General features: G+C 62.7%; 14 protein-coding genes and 1 tRNA gene. 6 read left to right on the top strand and 9 right to left on the bottom strand.

Annotated features, from left to right (window positions below; genetic code table 11):
• Positions 1 to 18 precede the first annotated feature (18 nt).
• The 7 genes from HMPREF9696_RS12180 to HMPREF9696_RS12150 form a co-directional block, all read right to left on the bottom strand.
• Positions 19 to 423: a DoxX family protein gene (locus HMPREF9696_RS12180; RefSeq protein WP_002713318.1), complete on the bottom strand. Its 405-nt coding sequence runs from the start codon at positions 421 to 423 to the stop codon at positions 19 to 21.
• Between the two features lie 163 nt (positions 424 to 586).
• The gene (locus HMPREF9696_RS12175) at positions 587 to 862 is read right to left on the bottom strand and encodes a hypothetical protein (protein WP_002713317.1); all 276 of its coding nucleotides are present in this window, start codon (positions 860 to 862) and stop codon (positions 587 to 589) included.
• Positions 863 to 909: 47 nt separating this feature from the next.
• Positions 910 to 1,191, bottom strand: coding sequence for a GIY-YIG nuclease family protein (locus tag HMPREF9696_RS12170; protein WP_002713316.1), 282 nt, complete (start codon positions 1,189 to 1,191; stop codon positions 910 to 912).
• 233 nt (positions 1,192 to 1,424) lie between these two features.
• Positions 1,425 to 1,901: a transcription elongation factor GreA gene (gene greA / locus HMPREF9696_RS12165; RefSeq protein ID WP_002713315.1), complete on the bottom strand. Its 477-nt coding sequence runs from the start codon at positions 1,899 to 1,901 to the stop codon at positions 1,425 to 1,427.
• Between the two features lie 167 nt (positions 1,902 to 2,068).
• Positions 2,069 to 5,533: a carbamoyl-phosphate synthase large subunit gene (carB, locus tag HMPREF9696_RS12160; protein ID WP_002713314.1), complete on the bottom strand. Its 3,465-nt coding sequence runs from the start codon at positions 5,531 to 5,533 to the stop codon at positions 2,069 to 2,071.
• Positions 5,534 to 5,744: 211 nt separating this feature from the next.
• Positions 5,745 to 5,819 (bottom strand) — tRNA-Cys (locus HMPREF9696_RS12155).
• A gap of 77 nt (positions 5,820 to 5,896) precedes the next feature.
• Positions 5,897 to 6,592: a class I SAM-dependent methyltransferase gene (locus tag HMPREF9696_RS12150; protein ID WP_002713313.1), complete on the bottom strand. Its 696-nt coding sequence runs from the start codon at positions 6,590 to 6,592 to the stop codon at positions 5,897 to 5,899.
• A 173-nt stretch (positions 6,593 to 6,765) separates the two neighbouring features.
• Here HMPREF9696_RS12150 and HMPREF9696_RS12145 point away from each other — a divergent pair, with 173 nt between their 5' ends.
• The gene (locus tag HMPREF9696_RS12145) at positions 6,766 to 7,290 is read left to right on the top strand and encodes a Dps family protein (RefSeq protein WP_040301406.1); all 525 of its coding nucleotides are present in this window, start codon (positions 6,766 to 6,768) and stop codon (positions 7,288 to 7,290) included.
• A gap of 18 nt (positions 7,291 to 7,308) precedes the next feature.
• Here HMPREF9696_RS12145 and HMPREF9696_RS12140 read toward each other — a convergent pair whose 3' ends face one another.
• Positions 7,309 to 7,749, bottom strand: coding sequence for a PaaI family thioesterase (locus tag HMPREF9696_RS12140; protein WP_002713311.1), 441 nt, complete (start codon positions 7,747 to 7,749; stop codon positions 7,309 to 7,311).
• A gap of 144 nt (positions 7,750 to 7,893) precedes the next feature.
• Between HMPREF9696_RS12140 and HMPREF9696_RS12135 the strand changes: the two genes are divergently transcribed.
• The gene (locus tag HMPREF9696_RS12135; RefSeq protein WP_002713310.1) at positions 7,894 to 9,435 is read left to right on the top strand and encodes a cation:proton antiporter; all 1,542 of its coding nucleotides are present in this window, start codon (positions 7,894 to 7,896) and stop codon (positions 9,433 to 9,435) included.
• 2 nt (positions 9,436 to 9,437) lie between these two features.
• Here HMPREF9696_RS12135 and carA read toward each other — a convergent pair whose 3' ends face one another.
• A complete protein-coding gene (gene carA, locus HMPREF9696_RS12130; RefSeq protein WP_002713309.1) occupies positions 9,438 to 10,628 on the bottom strand; it encodes a glutamine-hydrolyzing carbamoyl-phosphate synthase small subunit in 1,191 nt (396 codons plus the stop codon).
• Positions 10,629 to 10,782: 154 nt separating this feature from the next.
• Between carA and HMPREF9696_RS12125 the strand changes: the two genes are divergently transcribed.
• The 4 genes from HMPREF9696_RS12125 to HMPREF9696_RS12110 all read left to right on the top strand — a co-directional run bounded on the left by HMPREF9696_RS12125 (position 10,783) and on the right by HMPREF9696_RS12110 (position 15,521).
• Complete coding sequence (locus tag HMPREF9696_RS12125; protein ID WP_002713308.1) at positions 10,783 to 12,375, top strand: AMP-binding protein; 1,593 nt, start codon at positions 10,783 to 10,785, stop codon at positions 12,373 to 12,375.
• Positions 12,376 to 12,502: 127 nt separating this feature from the next.
• Positions 12,503 to 13,204 (top strand): alpha/beta fold hydrolase, encoded by a 702-nt coding sequence (locus tag HMPREF9696_RS12120; RefSeq protein ID WP_002713307.1) that lies wholly within the window; start codon positions 12,503 to 12,505, stop codon positions 13,202 to 13,204.
• 69 nt (positions 13,205 to 13,273) lie between these two features.
• Positions 13,274 to 13,729, top strand: a complete 456-nt coding sequence (locus HMPREF9696_RS12115) for a GatB/YqeY domain-containing protein (RefSeq protein ID WP_002713306.1) — start codon at positions 13,274 to 13,276, stop codon at positions 13,727 to 13,729.
• A 181-nt stretch (positions 13,730 to 13,910) separates the two neighbouring features.
• Entirely contained in the window at positions 13,911 to 15,521 is a 1,611-nt protein-coding gene (locus HMPREF9696_RS12110) for an acyl-CoA synthetase (protein ID WP_040302012.1), read from the top strand.
• Positions 15,522 to 15,571 lie beyond the last annotated feature (50 nt).

Genomic DNA, 15,571 nt, shown 5'->3' with positions numbered 1-15,571 from the left:
GGTCACGCCATGTGGCGATCAGGCTTTGCCGCGCGAGGCATCCACGCTCCACGGGCCGGGACCCGCGCTCGCCAGATACAGGCACACGAAGCAGAACAGCGCGGCGCCGGTGCCGCCATTGTTCAGCGGATGCCAGACCGGCGTGCCGGTCTTGAAGACATGGCCGAGGAAATAGGCGAACGCCATCTGGCCGGAGAGAATGAACGCGGTCAGGCGCGTGAACAGGCCGATCACCAGCAGCGCGCCGAGAATCAGCTCAATGGTGCCGGCGACGGTGATCAACGGCGGGATGTTGGCGAAGTACGGCAGAACCGGAAACTTCAGGATCTTGGCCACGCCGTATTGAAACAGCAGCAGTCCGGTCATGATGCGCAACAGACTCAGAAGCTGCGGACGGTACGGTTCGAGAAATTTGAAATCCATGGAAAGCCCCCTGTTTGATTCCACGCACGTTGTTATCGCGCCGCCGGGCGAAGCGAAAGCGGGCCGCGCCTGCCGGGCGATGACGATTTCGTCAGACTGTCCGGAATAATTCCAGAACGCGAGTGTTACGCATGTGCCCTGGTTTCTCTTCGGAAACCGGTTCTTACTTTTTCTGCGGCTCGCTCTGCGGGAGATCGCCGATGCAGCGGATCGTCCTGGGCTGACAGGCAAATCCGATGTTGGAGCAGACCGGCGCCTGGCCGTCCGCGCCGCGCGTGCAAGTCACGCACTCGTCGGTCCAGCGTGTGCAGTGCGGCTGGTTGACGTAGACGGATAATTCCTTCGGCTTGCCGGGCGGCGGAATCTCAAGCTCGGCGGCGCGCGCGCCAGTGGCAGCCAGCACGACGGCAAACGTCAGCAGGATCGAGCGGAAGCGCATATCTCAAAACCGTCGTCGTCCCCGCGAAGGCGGGGACCCATCTTTCTCTAAACTATCATGTTGCACAGGTCTCTCCACTCCGGATTGTCCTGTTCAATCAGCCGGATTTTCCAGGCGCGATTCCATTTTTTCATGTGCTTTTCGCGCTGGATGGCCTCTTCTGCACGGGCATAACTCTCGACATACACGAGGGAATAGACGCCGTAGCGCTTTACGAATTCCGATCCGTGACCGAGACGATGAAGTTCAAGTCGGGCCGCGACGTTGTTTGTCACGCCGATGTAAAGCGTTCCGTTCCGTTGGCTGGCGAGAATGTAGACGTGGAACACGTATGCTCCTCGTTCAGTCAAGTCTGGGTCCCCGCCTTCGCGGGGACTACGCTGAGAGATGCCACACCATAGTATTATTAGTGTTTGTGGGATGCACAATGGTGTCGTCCCCGCGAAGGCGGGGACCCAGACTGCCCTTAAAACTTCTGCTCATTCCAGCAAACTGAAGTCTAAAAACAAAAATGGCCGGGCAATGACCCGGCCATTTTTGAATGCGAGTGCGAACGGGAGGCTTACTTCCAGTCCACCTTGGTGATTTCGTAGGCCTTGGCGCCGCCGGGCGCGACGACTTCCACCGACGTGCCTTTCTTCTTGCCGATCAGCGCGCGCGCCAGCGGCGAAGTGATCGAGATGCGGCCTTGCTTGGCGTCGGCTTCGGACTCGCCGACAATCTGCCAGACCGCCTTCTTCTCGGTGTCCTCGTCGATCAGCGTCACGGTCGCGCCGAACTTGATGGTGTCGCCGGAGAGCTTGGAGACATCGATGATATCGGCGCGCGCGAGCTTGTCTTCCAGCTCGGCGATGCGGCCTTCATTGTGCGACTGCGCTTCCTTCGCGGCGTGGTATTCGGCGTTTTCCGACAGGTCGCCATGCGAACGCGCTTCGGCAATGGCCTCCACGATGCGCGGACGCTCGACCGACTGGCGCTGCTTCAATTCCTCTTCGAGAGCGGTGTAGCCGCCCTGGGTCATCGGTATCTTTTCAACCATTTCGTCGTTCCTGAATTTCGTGCGGCGAACATTTGCGTCAGCACGAAACGTCTTGTGTGATCTCGCCGGCAGTGCTGCCGGGCAACGAATAAGAACCGAGTGCGGCAGGCGGTTCCCGCCGCAAACCCCACTTATACACCGCCGGCCCCAAAGACCTGCGAACAATTTCAAAGGTCGGGAAAGTAACCTTGCAGGGTCTGAACCTCTAGATCCCCGCCCAGATAGGCCCGGATGCCCTGTGCTGCTGCCAGCGCACCCGAAAGAGTGGTGTAATAGGGCACTTTATGCAAGAGGGCAGCACGACGCAGCGAGCGGCTGTCGGCCAACGCCTGCGGCCCTTCGGTGGTATTGAAAACGAGTTGCACCTCGCCATTGGTGATGGCGTCCACGATGTGCGGACGGCCTTCCAGCACCTTGTTGATCTTTTCCGCCGGGACACCGTTCTCGGCGAGGAAACGCTGGGTGCCCGAGGTCGCGATCACCTTGAAGCCGGCTTCGGACAGTTGCTTCACCGCATCGAGAATGCGCGCCTTGTCCGTTTCGCGAACAGACACGAACACCGTGCCCTTGCGCGGCACGCGGGTGCCGCCGCCGAGCTGGCTTTTGGCGAAGGCCACGGCAAACGAGGTGTCGATGCCCATGATCTCGCCGGTCGATTTCATCTCCGGGCCGAGCACGGTATCGACGCCGGGGAAGCGGGCGAACGGGAAGACCGATTCCTTGACGCCGACATGATCGAGCTTGCGCGGCTTCAGGCGGAAGTCGGCGAGCTTTTCGCCTGCCATGATGCGCGCGGCGATCTTCGCGACCGGAATGCCGACCACCTTGGCGACGAACGGCACCGTGCGCGAGGCGCGCGGATTGACTTCCAGCACGTAGATCTCGCCATCCTTGATGGCGTATTGCACGTTCATCAGGCCGACCACGTCGAGGCCGAGCGCGAGTTCGCGGGTCTGGCGCTCAAGCTCGGCAATCGTCGCGGCGTCGAGCGAGTAGGGCGGCAGCGAGCACGCGGAGTCGCCGGAATGGATGCCGGCTTCCTCGATGTGCTCCATGATGCCGACAACGAACGTGTCCTTGCCGTCGCACAGGCAGTCGACGTCGACTTCGGTGGCGTCGGACAGATAGCGGTCGAACAGCAGCGGATTCTTGCCGAGCACCGTGTTGATCTGGCCGGTCTTGTCGTTTGGATAGCGCGCCTTGATATCGGCGGGCACGAGTTCAGGCAGCGTGCCGAGCAGATAGTCGCCGAGCTGCGATTCCTCGCGGATGATCTGCATGGCGCGGCCGCCGAGCACATAGGACGGGCGCACGACAAGCGGAAGGCCGAGATCGGCGGCGACGAGGCGTGCCTGCTCGACCGAATAGGCGATGCCGTTCTTCGGCTGCTTGAGGCGCAGCTTGTCGAGCACGCGCTTGAAGCGGTCGCGGTCTTCGGCAAGGTCGATGGCGTCGGGCGAGGTGCCGAGGATCGGGACATCGGCTTCTTCCAGCGCGCGCGCGAGCTTCAGCGGCGTCTGGCCGCCGAACTGCACGATCACGCCGTGCAGCGTGCCGTTGCTGCGCTCGGTGTCGATGATTTCGAGAACGTCTTCGGCGGTCAGCGGCTCGAAGTAGAGACGATCCGCGGTGTCGTAGTCGGTCGAGACCGTTTCCGGATTGCAGTTGACCATGATGGTCTCAAAGCCCGCGTCATGCAGCGCGAAGCAGGCATGACAGCAGCAGTAGTCGAATTCGATGCCCTGGCCGATTCTGTTCGGCCCGCCGCCGAGGATGATGACCTTGTTCTTGTCCGATGGTGCGCTTTCGTCGGCCACGGCGCCAGCGAATGGCGCTTCATAGGTCGAGTACATATAGGCCGTGGGCGAGGCGAATTCCGCCGCGCAGGTGTCGATGCGCTTGAACGCCGGGCGCACGTTGAGCGCGCGGCGCGCGGCCTTCACCTCGGCCTCGGTCTTGCCGGAGAGAACGGCGAGGCGCGCATCCGAAAAGCCCATGGCCTTCAGGGTGCGCATGCTGTGGGCATTACCGGGCAGGCCGTTCGCCTTGACCTTCGCTTCCATCTCGATGATGCCGCGCATCTCGGCGAGGAACCACGGATCGATCTTGCACGAGGTGAAGATGTCTTCGTTGGACCAGCCGAGCCGCATCGCCTGTGCGACCTGCAGCAGGCGATCCGGCGTCGGGGTGCCGAGGGCTGCGCGCACCGCATTCTTGTCGTCGCCCTGGCCAATGCCCTCGATCTCGATTTCATCGAGGCCGGTCAGGCCGGTCTCGAGGCCGCGCAGCGCCTTTTGCAGCGATTCCTGGAAGGTGCGGCCGATCGCCATGACTTCGCCGACCGACTTCATCGAGGTGGTCAGCGTGGTGGAGGCGCCGGGGAATTTCTCGAACGCAAAGCGTGGAATTTTGGTGACCACGTAGTCGATGGTCGGCTCGAACGACGCAGGCGTGGCGCCGCCGGTAATGTCGTTGGCGATTTCGTCCAGCGTGTAGCCGACCGCGAGTTTGGCTGCGACCTTGGCGATCGGGAAGCCGGTGGCCTTCGAGGCCAGCGCGGAGGAGCGCGACACGCGCGGATTCATTTCGATCACGACCATGCGGCCGTCCGCGGGATTGACGCCGAACTGCACGTTGGAGCCGCCGGTCTCCACGCCGATCTCGCGCAGCACGGCCAGCGAGGCGTCGCGCATGATCTGGTATTCTTTATCGGTCAGCGTCAGGGCAGGGGCGACCGTGATGGAGTCGCCGGTATGCACGCCCATCGGATCGAGGTTCTCGATCGAGCAGACGATGATGCAGTTGTCCTTCTTGTCGCGCACAACCTCCATCTCGTACTCTTTCCAGCCGAGCACGGACTCTTCGATCAGCACTTCGTTGGTCGGCGAGGCGTCGAGGCCGCGCTCGATGATGTCGAGAAATTCCTCGCGGTTGTAGGCGATGCCGCCGCCGGTGCCGCCCATAGTGAAGGACGGGCGGATGATCGCCGGCAGGCCGATCTCGGACAGCGCCATCATGGCCTGTCCGAGCGCATATTCCTGATAGCGCTTGCGGCGGTCGCCTTCATGCAGCACCCACTGGCGCTCGTGCTCTGCGAGCGCCTCGCCGGAGAGCTTTTCTTTCTCGGCCTGGTGCTGGTCGCGGTACTGCTTCTTCAGGGCGGACGCATTGGCGAGCCGCGACTTCGGCGTCTCGAGCCCGATCTTGGTCATGGCCTCGCGGAAGAGCTGGCGGTCTTCCGCCTTGTCGATGGCTTCAGCGGTGGCGCCGATCATCTCGACATCGAATTTCTCAAGCGTGCCTTGGCGGCGTAGCGACAGCGCGCAGTTCAGCGCGGTCTGGCCGCCCATGGTCGGCAGCAGCGCGAAACCGCCGGGGAGGACATAGCGTTCCTTCTCGATGATCTTGGCGACGATCTCCGGGGTGATCGGCTCGATATAGGTCGCGTCCGCCAGTTCCGGGTCCGTCATGATGGTGGCCGGATTGGAATTGACGAGAACGATCCGGTAGCCCTCCTCGCGGAGCGTTTTGACCGCCTGGGTGCCGGAATAATCGAATTCGCAGGCCTGGCCGATCACGATGGGGCCAGCGCCGATGATGAGGATCGTCGAGATGTCTGTACGTTTAGGCATTCAGTCTCACGGGCAGGAAGCCGGCAGGAATTTGGGCATAAAAAAAGGGCGCGCGTTCGCGCGTCCTTTGAACCCGGCGCTTGGGGGGCCATGCGCGCGCCGTGTCTTTAGACCAGATTCCGGGACGGTGAAAGACCTTAAAAGCCGCATCAACCGCCATTTTCGGACGGTTTTTCAGGCTTGTGCCCCGCAGGGGGCTGATCGGGGAAATTGGAGGCCCAGCCTGGACTTGAACCAGGATATGAAGCGTTTGCGGCGCCTCCGCGTAACATTCCGCCACCGGGCCATGGCGGCAGACTACCCCGCTGTGACCCGGTGTCCATGCACGCTTGGGCTTAACCTTAATGTGCGCAGTTGTAGCGATCAGGAACGGGGCGTCGCGATGAATGTCATGCGTGCCGGGTTATAGCCGACGTTCTTCCTGGCGAGGGACGACTCGAACCCCGCCGCTTTCAGCTTTGCGAGCATCTCCGCCTCGCTGTAGCGCTGCAGCCCGATGCTCTGGCGCAATTGCCAGTAGTCCGACAGGGCGGTGCGGGCGAGGCCCCACAGCGCATCGGTGAGAAAGCCGTTTTTCACTGCAAGTTTCAGCAATGCCGCCACGTCGGTGGCGGCGCCGACGTCCGGGCGCAGGATGTCGCCGAGCACCAGTTTGCCGCCGGGCTTGAGGATGCGCCGCATCAGGGAGAAGGCGGCATCGAGTTCGGCCGCTGTCATGTACTGGGCGACCGAGATCATGACCGCAAGATCGACCGAGCGATCCGGCAATTGCGCGAGGTCATCGAGTGAGTGGACGGCGATTTTCGGATTGGGACCGAACCGGGCGGTCAGGCGGCCGCGGACGCCGGGTGCCGGCTCGGCAAGGATCAGCTTCTGGCAGGCGGCGGCAACCTGCGCGGCGAACAGCGCCTCGCCGCAGGAATAGTCCAGCACCACGGCGTCGGGCGAGGGGACATAGGACAGAATGTCATTGGCGATCACGCGAAAATGGACGTCGCGATGCAGCTTGCTGACGTAAATCGTGTGGGTGGAATCGTAATAGTCGATCCAGTCGTCCATCGGCTCGGTCCGGACTGAGCATGAGGGGCGAAAACCACGGGTTTTCGGCTCCATCACACCAAAAAGAGAGGGTTCCCTCCGCAGGAACCTGCGGGGCCGGGATGCGTTAGAAGGTCTGGCGGCGCATGTCCATCACCGCCGCCAATTTCCCGTACCTAGCAGGAAGCCCCGCCGTGAGCAAAACCAGGTCCAGCGTTTCCCCCGATCTCGACACCCCCACCGATCTCGATACGGCGGATGTCGCCAAGGTCTCCGCCGCGCTCAACGCGCTGCTGGCAGACGCTTTCGCCCTTTATTTGAAGACCAAGAACTTCCACTGGCACATCAGCGGACGTCACTTCCGCGACTATCATTTGCTGCTGGATGAACAGTCCGACCAGATTTTCGCCACCACCGATGTGCTGGCGGAACGTGTCCGCAAAATCGGCGGCAACACCATCCGCTCGATTGGCAATATCGCGAAGCTGCAGACCATCAAGGACAACGACGAGAAGTTCGTGCCGCCGCGCGAGATGCTGCGCGAACTCATGAACGACAACAAGAAGGTCGCCGCCGCGATGCGCAAGGCGCACAAGGTCTGCGACGATGCAGAGGATGTGGCCTCCGCCAGCGTCCTGGAGAATTTCATCGACGAGACCGAGCGGCGAACCTGGTTCCTGTTCGAGGCCACGCGGCAGGAAGGCGGCAACGAGGCGTAGTCGCGCCTCGGTTCTCTGTTACGCCTTCATCTCGACGATATGGCAGGTGGTGGTGCCGTGGGCCAGCAGCTTGCCGGCGGAATCGAACAGGCGGCCTTCGGACATGCCGGCTTGGCGGCCGGTGTGCAGCACGCGGCCTTCTCCGCGCACGAGTCCGGTCTTCGGCGACATCGGCCGCATGAAGTTGATCTTGTATTCAAGGGTGACCACCCCTTGCCCCGGCTTGAGCGCCGAATGAATCGCGCCGCCCATGCAAGTGTCGAGCAATACGGCGGCGTAGCCGCCATGGGTGATGCCCATCGGGTTGTTGTGCTCGGGCCTCGGCGTCGCCGTCAGAACGATATGACCTGGCTCGACCTCGACGATTTCGATTCCAAACAATTTCGGCATCGGCGGCGGCTCGATCGTGCCGTTCTTGATGCCGTTGAAGTAGTCGAAGCCGGATAGCGGGGAGGTCATCTGCTCGCCTTCAAATTGGAATGATGTGTATCATATAAAACTAGAAGTCTCTCGCCGCTGAAGCAAGTGCGGCCGCCCACAATCCGCGCGTTTTGCCCCTGACATCATGATCGCGTAAGCTGATCCATCATCAGGGAATGACACTTGCACGCATTTGAATGGCTGATCGGCCTGTTGCTCGGGGCCATGCTGCTATCGGCGCTGGCGCGCCGTCTCGGCGTGCCCTATCCGACCTTCCTCGCGCTCGGCGGGATCGGCATCGCGTTTCTGCCGGATGCGCCGAACTGGACGCTGGAGCCAAGCCTGGCGCTGGCGCTGTTCGTTGCGCCGGTGCTGCTGGATGCGGCCTTCGACACCTCGCTGCGCGATCTTCGCGACAACTGGCTCCCGGTCACCATGCTGGTGCTGGCCGCGGTCGGCATCACCACCGCGGCCGTTGCTGTCGTCGCGCACCGGATGGTGCCCGCGATGCCGTGGCCGGCGGCGATCGCGCTTGGGGCCATCGTCGCGCCGCCCGATGCGGCGGCGGCCACCGCAATCCTGCGCAGCGTCAAGCTGCCCTACCGCCTGCTGAAAATTCTCGAAGGCGAAAGCCTGCTCAACGATGCAAGTGCGCTGTTGATCTATCGCGTGGCGGTGGGGGCGGCGATGGCGTCCTCGCTGAGTGTGACGCATCTGGCCCCGATCCTTGCCTATGCGATTGCCGGAAGCCTGATCGCGGGGTTTGTCCTCGCGAAGCTCTCGATGCTGCTCACCGCGCGGATCGAGGATGTGCCGACCGCCATTGTGATGCAGTTCGCCGGCACGTTTCTGGTCTGGATCGCGGCCGAGCAGCTTCAGCTTTCGGCGATTCTCACCATTGTGGTCTATGCGATCACGATCGCACGGAGCGCGCCCGCACGCACACCGGCACGTTTGCGGGTGCCATCCTTCGCGGTCTGGGAAACCGTCGTCTTCCTGCTGAACGTGATGGCCTTCGTGCTGATCGGCATGCAGTTGCGGCCGATCTGGGCCGGTCTGGAGGCATCGGATCGCCAGAACTATGTGCTGGTCGCCGCCGCCGTGCTCGCCACTGTGATCTTTGTGCGGATTGTCTGGGTGACGAGTTACACCACCTTGCTGATCGCGGCCATGGAGCGACTCGGGTGGCGTCCGCGCCGCGCCGCGATGGGCCGGCCCTCCGTAAGAGGCGCGTTCCTGATTTCATGGTGCGGCATGCGCGGCATCGTCACGCTGGCGACGGCGTTTGCGCTGCCGGAGGCGTTTCCCTATCGCGACCTGATCCTGCTCACGGCGTTCAGCGTGGTGCTGGGCACGCTGGTGATCCAGGGTCTGACGCTGCGGCCGCTGATCGCGTGGTTCGCGCTCGATGATGGCGATCCGGTGGGGCATGAGGTCGGCCGGGCGCGGCGCGCGGCGTTTCATGCCGCGCTGGACGCCATCGACGGCAACACCACGCCGGAAGCCGAGTTGCTGCGGCTCGAATACCGCCAGTTGCTCGATCGGGCGGAGAACAATCCGGACGGTCTCACCTCGAGCGAATTGCCTGCCGATCCGCTGCGCCGTCAGGCGATTGCCGCCGCGCGGCGCGTGCTGTTCGAGATGCGCGAGTCGGGCGAGATCGGCGACGATGCATTTCATCTGCTCGAAGCTGAGTTTGACTGGGCCGAACTCAGCGCGGCGTAGCGTCAGGCGCGCTTCTTCTGGCGCATCAGGTCCGCAAAGCGCGTGAACAGGTAGTGCGAGTCGCGCGGCCCCGGAGAGGCCTCCGGATGGTACTGCACCGAGAACACCGGCTTGTCCTTCAGGGCGATGCCGCAGTTGCTGTCGTCGAACAGCGAGATGTGGGTCTGCTCGACATTGCCCGGCAGCGTGGTCTTGTCCACCGCGAAGCCGTGATTCATCGAGGTGATCTCGACCTTGCCCGTGGTGAGATCCTTCACCGGATGGTTCGCGCCGTGATGCCCCTGATGCATCTTCATGGTCTTGCCGCCGAGCGCGAGACCCAGCATCTGATGGCCCAGACAGATGCCGAAGGTCGGCGTCCCGGACTCGATCACCTTCTTGATGACAGGCACGGCATATTCGCCGGTGGCCGCCGGATCGCCGGGACCGTTGGACAGGAACACGCCATCGGGCTTCATGGCGAGAATGTCTTCGGCCGGGGTCTTCGCGGTGACCACCGTCACCTTGCAGCCTTCACCGGCCAGCAGGCGCAGGATGTTGCGCTTGATGCCGTAGTCGATGGCGACGACGTTGAATTCCGGCTTGTCCTGTTTGCCGAAGCCCTTGTTCCATTCCCATGGCGTCTCGTCCCAGTTGAAACGCTGGGTGCTGGTCACCATCGGCACGAGGTCCATGCCCTCGAGGCCCGGCCACTCGCGGGCCTCTTCCTTGAGGCCATGAAGATCGAACTTGCCGTCCTTGGCGTGCGCGATCACGGCATTGGGCATTCCCTTGCTGCGGATCAGCGCCGTGAGAGCGCGGGTGTCGATGCCGGAAATGCCGATAATGCCGCGCGCCTTCAGCCAGGCGTCGAGATGCCGGGTGGCGCGGTAGTTCGACGGATCGGTGATCGAGGCGCGCAGGATCACACCGCGCGCGCCCGGCGTCGCCGCCATGTTCACCGTTTCGATGTCTTCATCGTTGGTGCCGACATTTCCGATGTGGGGAAATGTGAAGGTGATGAGCTGCCCGGCGTAGGATGGATCGGTGAGGATTTCCTCATAGCCGGTCATCGCCGTGTTGAAGCAAACTTCGCCGACCGCCTGACCTTCCGCGCCGAGGCCGAAGCCTTCCAGCACGGTGCCATCGGCAAGCACGAGGAGCGCGGTCGGTTTGAGGTCCGGCCAGGCTGAGGAATTGTCTGATGTCGTCATAAGCCCATGACATAACTCCTGTGCCGCGGCGCGTCAAAGGCAGAAAGGCCCGAAAACCATGTGATTTGCACATATTTGACACCCGGCAGAGGCTGCCTAATCTGCGCTCCCCGCGGCCATAAAAAGAACCGCGGTCAAGGCAGGAGACTTAAGGATGAACACGGCGACGACCACGCCCGATTTGCGGCATCTTCATGCGGGCGGAACCATCGGCAATCTGGTGGTCAACGCCATTGCGCGGTTCGGCGACCGGCCGGCCATCGCCGATGGGAAGGTGCGCTGGAGCTACCGCGAATTCGGCGACACCGTGGGCCGCTTCATCAGCCTGTTCCGTTCGCTCGGCCTCAAGAAGGGCAGCGCGCTCTCGATTCTCGCCAGCAACCGCGCCGAAGCCTGGGCGGCGATCTGCGCCGCGCTGGTGATGGGCGTGCGCTACACACCGCTGCATCCGATGGCGGCGGAGGACGATCACGCTTTCATTATCGAAGACGCCGAGATCGACCTTCTGATCGTGGAGGGCGCGAAGTTCGGTCCGCGTGGCATGGCGATCAAGAGCCGGGTGCCGGGACTCAAGAATCTGTATTCGATCGGTCCGATGGATGGCGTGCGCGACATCATGCCGGACCTCGCCACTGTGAAGGCGTCGCCGCTGGTCGATGAAAGCGCGTCGCACGAGATCGCCTTCCTCGCTTACACCGGTGGCACCACCGGTCGCTCCAAGGGCGTGATGCTGCCGCATCGCGCGCTGGTGACCATGACGCTGCTGCTTTATTCGGACTGGGACTGGCCCGAAGAGATCCGCTTTCTGGCCGCGACCCCGATCAGCCACGCCGCCGGCGTCACGCTGTTCCCGGTGATGATGCGCGGCGGCCTGATGCGTCTGGTGCAGGGCTTTGAGCCGGAGGTCTATGCCGGCGTGGTTGCCTCCGAAAAGATCAACTCCACTTTCCTGGTGCCGACGCTGATCTATGCGCTGATCGACAACGAGGACCTGCGCAAGCGTCACGACATGTCGTCGCTGCAGATGATCGTCTATGGCGCCGCGCCGATGTCGCCGGACCGGCTGATGGAAGGCATGAAGATTTTCGGCAAGGTGTTCGTGCAGCTTTACGGCCAGACCGAAGCGCCGCAGGTCATCACCTCCATGCGCAAGATCGACCACGACGAAACGAAGCCCGGACGGCTCGGCTCCTGCGGCCGCGCCAGTCCGGGTGTGGACGTGAAGCTGTTCGATGCGGACATGAAGGAAGTCGGCATCAACGAGCCCGGCGAAATCTGCGTGCGCGGGCCGCTGGTGATGGACGGTTACTGGAAACGCCCCGAAGCAAATGCCGAAACCCTGCGCGGCGGCTGGCTGCATACCGGCGACGTCGCTGTGAAGGACGAGGATGGCTACTTCTATATCGTCGACCGCACCAAGGACATGATCATCTCCGGCGGCTTCAACATCTATCCGCGCGAGGTCGAGGATGCGCTGATGTCACATCCCTCCGTTGCCTCCGCCGCGGTGATCGGCATTCCCGATGAGAAGTGGGGCGAGGCGGTGAAGGGATTCGTGGTGCTGAAGGCCGGTGCCAATTCCGGCGCCGCCGAACTGCAGGCCCATGTGAAGGACAAGCGCGGTGCGCCTTGGTCGCCCAAGACCATCGACTTTGTCGAAACGATCCCGGTGACCGGCCTCGGCAAGATCGACCGCAAGGCGCTGCGTGCGCCGTATTGGGAAGGCCGCAAGCGCGGAGTGGCGTAGTTCATTGTTGCCCTCATCCTGAGGAGCGCGCTCTTGCGCGCGTCTCGAAGGATGAGGATCATCACCTCATGGTTCGAGACGCGCCGAAGGCGGCGCTCCTCACCATGAGGATCGTCCGGAGTGTCTCATGCCCCATTCGCTTCCCGTCGTGCTCGTTCCCGGCCTTGGCTGTTCGCCGCGCATCTACGATCCGCAGTTGCCCGCGCTGTGGCGGCAGGGGCCGGTCGGTATCGCCAACCATGCACGCGGCGGCGACATGGCCACCATCGCCCGGCGCATTCTCGCCGAAGCGCCGCTGCGCTTCGCGCTCGCCGGTCATTCGATGGGCGGTTACATTATATTGGAGATGGTTCGGCAGGCGCCCGAGCGGATCGGGCGGCTGGCGCTGCTCAATACATCGGCGCGGCCCGAAGCGCCGGAGGTCACCGCGAAGCGGCGGGAGATGATCGCCGAGGTGAAACAGGGCGGCTATCGCGCGGTGATGGACCGCCTGTTCGTGAACTTCGTGCATCCGTCGCGCGCCAACGATGCCCGGCTGAAGCAGATCGTGCTCGACATGGCGGACGATGTCGGCCCCGATGCGTTCGTGTGGCAGTTGGAAGCGATCAGTGGCCGCATCGATTCCCGTCCGACGCTCGCCACCATCAAATGCCCGACGCTCGTGCTGACCTGCGACACCGACAACATGGTTCCTCAGGATGCGTCGGTTGAGATGGCGGACGCCATTCCGGGCGCAAAGTTCGTGAAGATTGCCGATTGCGGCCATCTTCCACAGCTCGAGAAGCCGGAAGCGATGACAGAGGCGTTGCTCGACTGGCTGGAGATGTAGCCTGTCGGTTGTGCAAGGGCACGAAACGCCCTAAATCAGCGGCAAATTGATTTGAAGCAGGAGATCCCGATGCTGCGCGATGCCATCAACAATGCCGTCAAGGACGCCATGAAGGCGAAGGACGAGCGCAAGCTGTCGACGCTGCGCATGGTCAATTCCGCGCTGAAGAACGCCGACATCGACGCGCGCGGGCAGGGCAAGCCGCCGCTGAGTGACGAGGACCTTCTCGGCCTGCTGCAGAAGATGATCAAGCAGCGTCAGGAATCGGTCGCGCTGTATGACAAGGGCGGACGGCCTGAACTTGCCGCAGCGGAGCGCGAGGAGATCGCGGTGATCTCGGCCTATCTGCCCAAGCAAATGTCGGACGACGAGGTGAACGCCGCGATTGCGGCCATCGTTGCGGAGACCGGCGCCGCCGGCATGAAGGACATGGGCAAAGTCATCGCCGCGCTGAAGGCGAAATACGCCGGCCAGATGGATTTCGGCAAGGCCAGTGGCCTCGTGAAGGCTGCGCTGACGGGTTAGTCCGATTCCCAAACTTTCGTCGTCCCCGCGCAGGCGGGGACCCATACTCCCTGTCGTTGAGATGTTTCCAGGAGTTTGCTCCTGTAGTTCAAAATGAGTCTGGTGGTTATGGGTCCCCGCCTGCGCGGGGACGACATCGGAAATGTTGCAGCGACAGCGTAAAGCCTCGAAAGCGTCCGCCATGCTCCCTCAAGCCGACACCTACGACGATCTCTATAAAAGCTTTCGCTGGGACATTCCGGCGCGATTCAACATCGCGACCGCCTGCTGCGACCGTTATGCCGACGGCAGCGGTCGGCTGGCGCTGATTTACGTCGATGAAGACGGGAGCACGCAGAAGCTGTCGTTCGACGAGATCAGCGGATTGTCGAAAAGTTTTGCCAATGTGCTGAAGGCCGATGGCCTGAAGCGCGGCGACCGCGTCGCGGTGTTCCTGTCGCAGTCGGTGGAGTTGCCGATCGCGCATCTCGCCGCGTTCCGCTCCGGCATGATTTCCGTTCCGCTGTTCACGCTGTTCGGTGAGGACGCGCTGGAATACCGGCTGTCCAACAGCGGCGCCAAGGCGGTCATCACCGATGAGGGCGGCTGGGAAAAGCTGTCGAAAATCCGCGACCGGCTTCCGCACCTGCAGGACATCTACATCACCAGCGGCACCATTCATGCCGGGGCGAAGTCGTTCTGGCAGTCGATCGAGGATGCGCCGGAAGATTTCCAGACCGTCGATACCAGCCCGGACGATCCGGCGATCATCATCTACACGTCAGGCACGACGGGAAATCCGAAGGGCGCGCTGCATGCGCATCGTGTATTGCTCGGCCATCTGCCCAATGTCGAGATGGCGCATGACTTTCTGCCGAAGCCCGGCGACCTGATGTGGACGCCGGCGGACTGGGCATGGATCGGCGGATTGTTCGATGCGCTGTTTCCGGCCTGGTATCACGGCGTGCCGATGCTCGGTTATCGGGCGAAAAAATTCGAGCCGCAGGCGGCGATGCAACTGATGGCCGATCACGGCGTGCGCAACGTGTTCCTGCCGCCGACCGCGCTCAAACTGATGCGCCAGGCCAACGTGAAACATCCCGGCGTCAGGCTGCGCAGCATTTTCTCCGGCGGCGAGTCGCTCGGAGCGGAGTTGATCGAATGGGTGCGCAGCACCTTCGGCGTCGACGTGCACGAGATTTACGGGCAGACCGAATGCAATCTGGTGCTTGCCAACAATTCGAATCTGTTTCCGATCCGGCCCGGTTCGATGGGCAAGCCGACGCCGGGCTTCGATGTGCGCATTGTCAATGATCAAGGCGAGGAGCAGCCGCGCAACACGCGCGGCATTGTCGGCGTGCGTGTGCCCAATCCGGTGACCATGATCGAGTACTGGCAGAATCCGGAGGCGACCGCGAAGAAATACGCGAACAGCTTCCTGCTCACCGGCGATCTCGGCGTGCAGGATGACGACGGCTACTTCTGGTATGTCAGCCGCGAGGACGATGTCATCACCAGCGCGGGCTATCGCATCGGTCCGGCGGAAATCGAGCACACGCTGATGAAGCATCCGGCGGTGGCGATGTCGGCCGTGGTAGGGATTCCCGATCCGATCCGCACCGAAGCGATCAAGGCATGGATCGTGCTGCGTCCGGGGTTCGTGCCGAGCGACGAACTGGCGAAGGAGATTCAGGACTTCGTGAAGGTGCAGCTCGCCGCGCATGAATATCCGCGCCATATCCAGTTCGCGGAGAGCTTGCCGATGACGGCCACCGGCAAGGTGCTGCGGCGGGAATTGCGGGGATTGGGTTAGACCGTCTTTCGCCGCCCCCGCTCTCGCGCCCAAAATCATCCCCGCGCATT

It is taken from the genome of Afipia clevelandensis ATCC 49720 (assembly GCF_000336555.1).
Taxonomy (GTDB): domain Bacteria; phylum Pseudomonadota; class Alphaproteobacteria; order Rhizobiales; family Xanthobacteraceae; genus Afipia; species Afipia clevelandensis.
This window is presented reverse-complemented; position numbering and strand designations above follow the sequence as displayed.

Bases quoted from the DNA above. Each gene is read 5' to 3' on its own strand.
- HMPREF9696_RS12180 (WP_002713318.1), bottom strand. From the start codon at position 423: ATGGATTTCAAATTTCTCGAACCGTACCGTCCGCAGCTTCTGAGTCTG.
- HMPREF9696_RS12110 (WP_040302012.1), top strand. From the start codon at position 13,911: ATGCTCCCTCAAGCCGACACCTACGACGATCTCTATAAAAGCTTTCGC.
- carB (WP_002713314.1), bottom strand. From the start codon at position 5,533: ATGCCTAAACGTACAGACATCTCGACGATCCTCATCATCGGCGCTGGC.
- HMPREF9696_RS12150 (WP_002713313.1), bottom strand. From the start codon at position 6,592: ATGGACGACTGGATCGACTATTACGATTCCACCCACACGATTTACGTC.
- HMPREF9696_RS12115 (WP_002713306.1), top strand. From the start codon at position 13,274: ATGCTGCGCGATGCCATCAACAATGCCGTCAAGGACGCCATGAAGGCG.
- HMPREF9696_RS12140 (WP_002713311.1), bottom strand. From the start codon at position 7,749: ATGACCTCCCCGCTATCCGGCTTCGACTACTTCAACGGCATCAAGAAC.
- greA (WP_002713315.1), bottom strand. From the start codon at position 1,901: ATGGTTGAAAAGATACCGATGACCCAGGGCGGCTACACCGCTCTCGAA.
- HMPREF9696_RS12175 (WP_002713317.1), bottom strand. From the start codon at position 862: ATGCGCTTCCGCTCGATCCTGCTGACGTTTGCCGTCGTGCTGGCTGCC.
- HMPREF9696_RS12120 (WP_002713307.1), top strand. From the start codon at position 12,503: ATGCCCCATTCGCTTCCCGTCGTGCTCGTTCCCGGCCTTGGCTGTTCG.
- carA (WP_002713309.1), bottom strand. From the start codon at position 10,628: ATGACGACATCAGACAATTCCTCAGCCTGGCCGGACCTCAAACCGACC.
- HMPREF9696_RS12125 (WP_002713308.1), top strand. From the start codon at position 10,783: ATGAACACGGCGACGACCACGCCCGATTTGCGGCATCTTCATGCGGGC.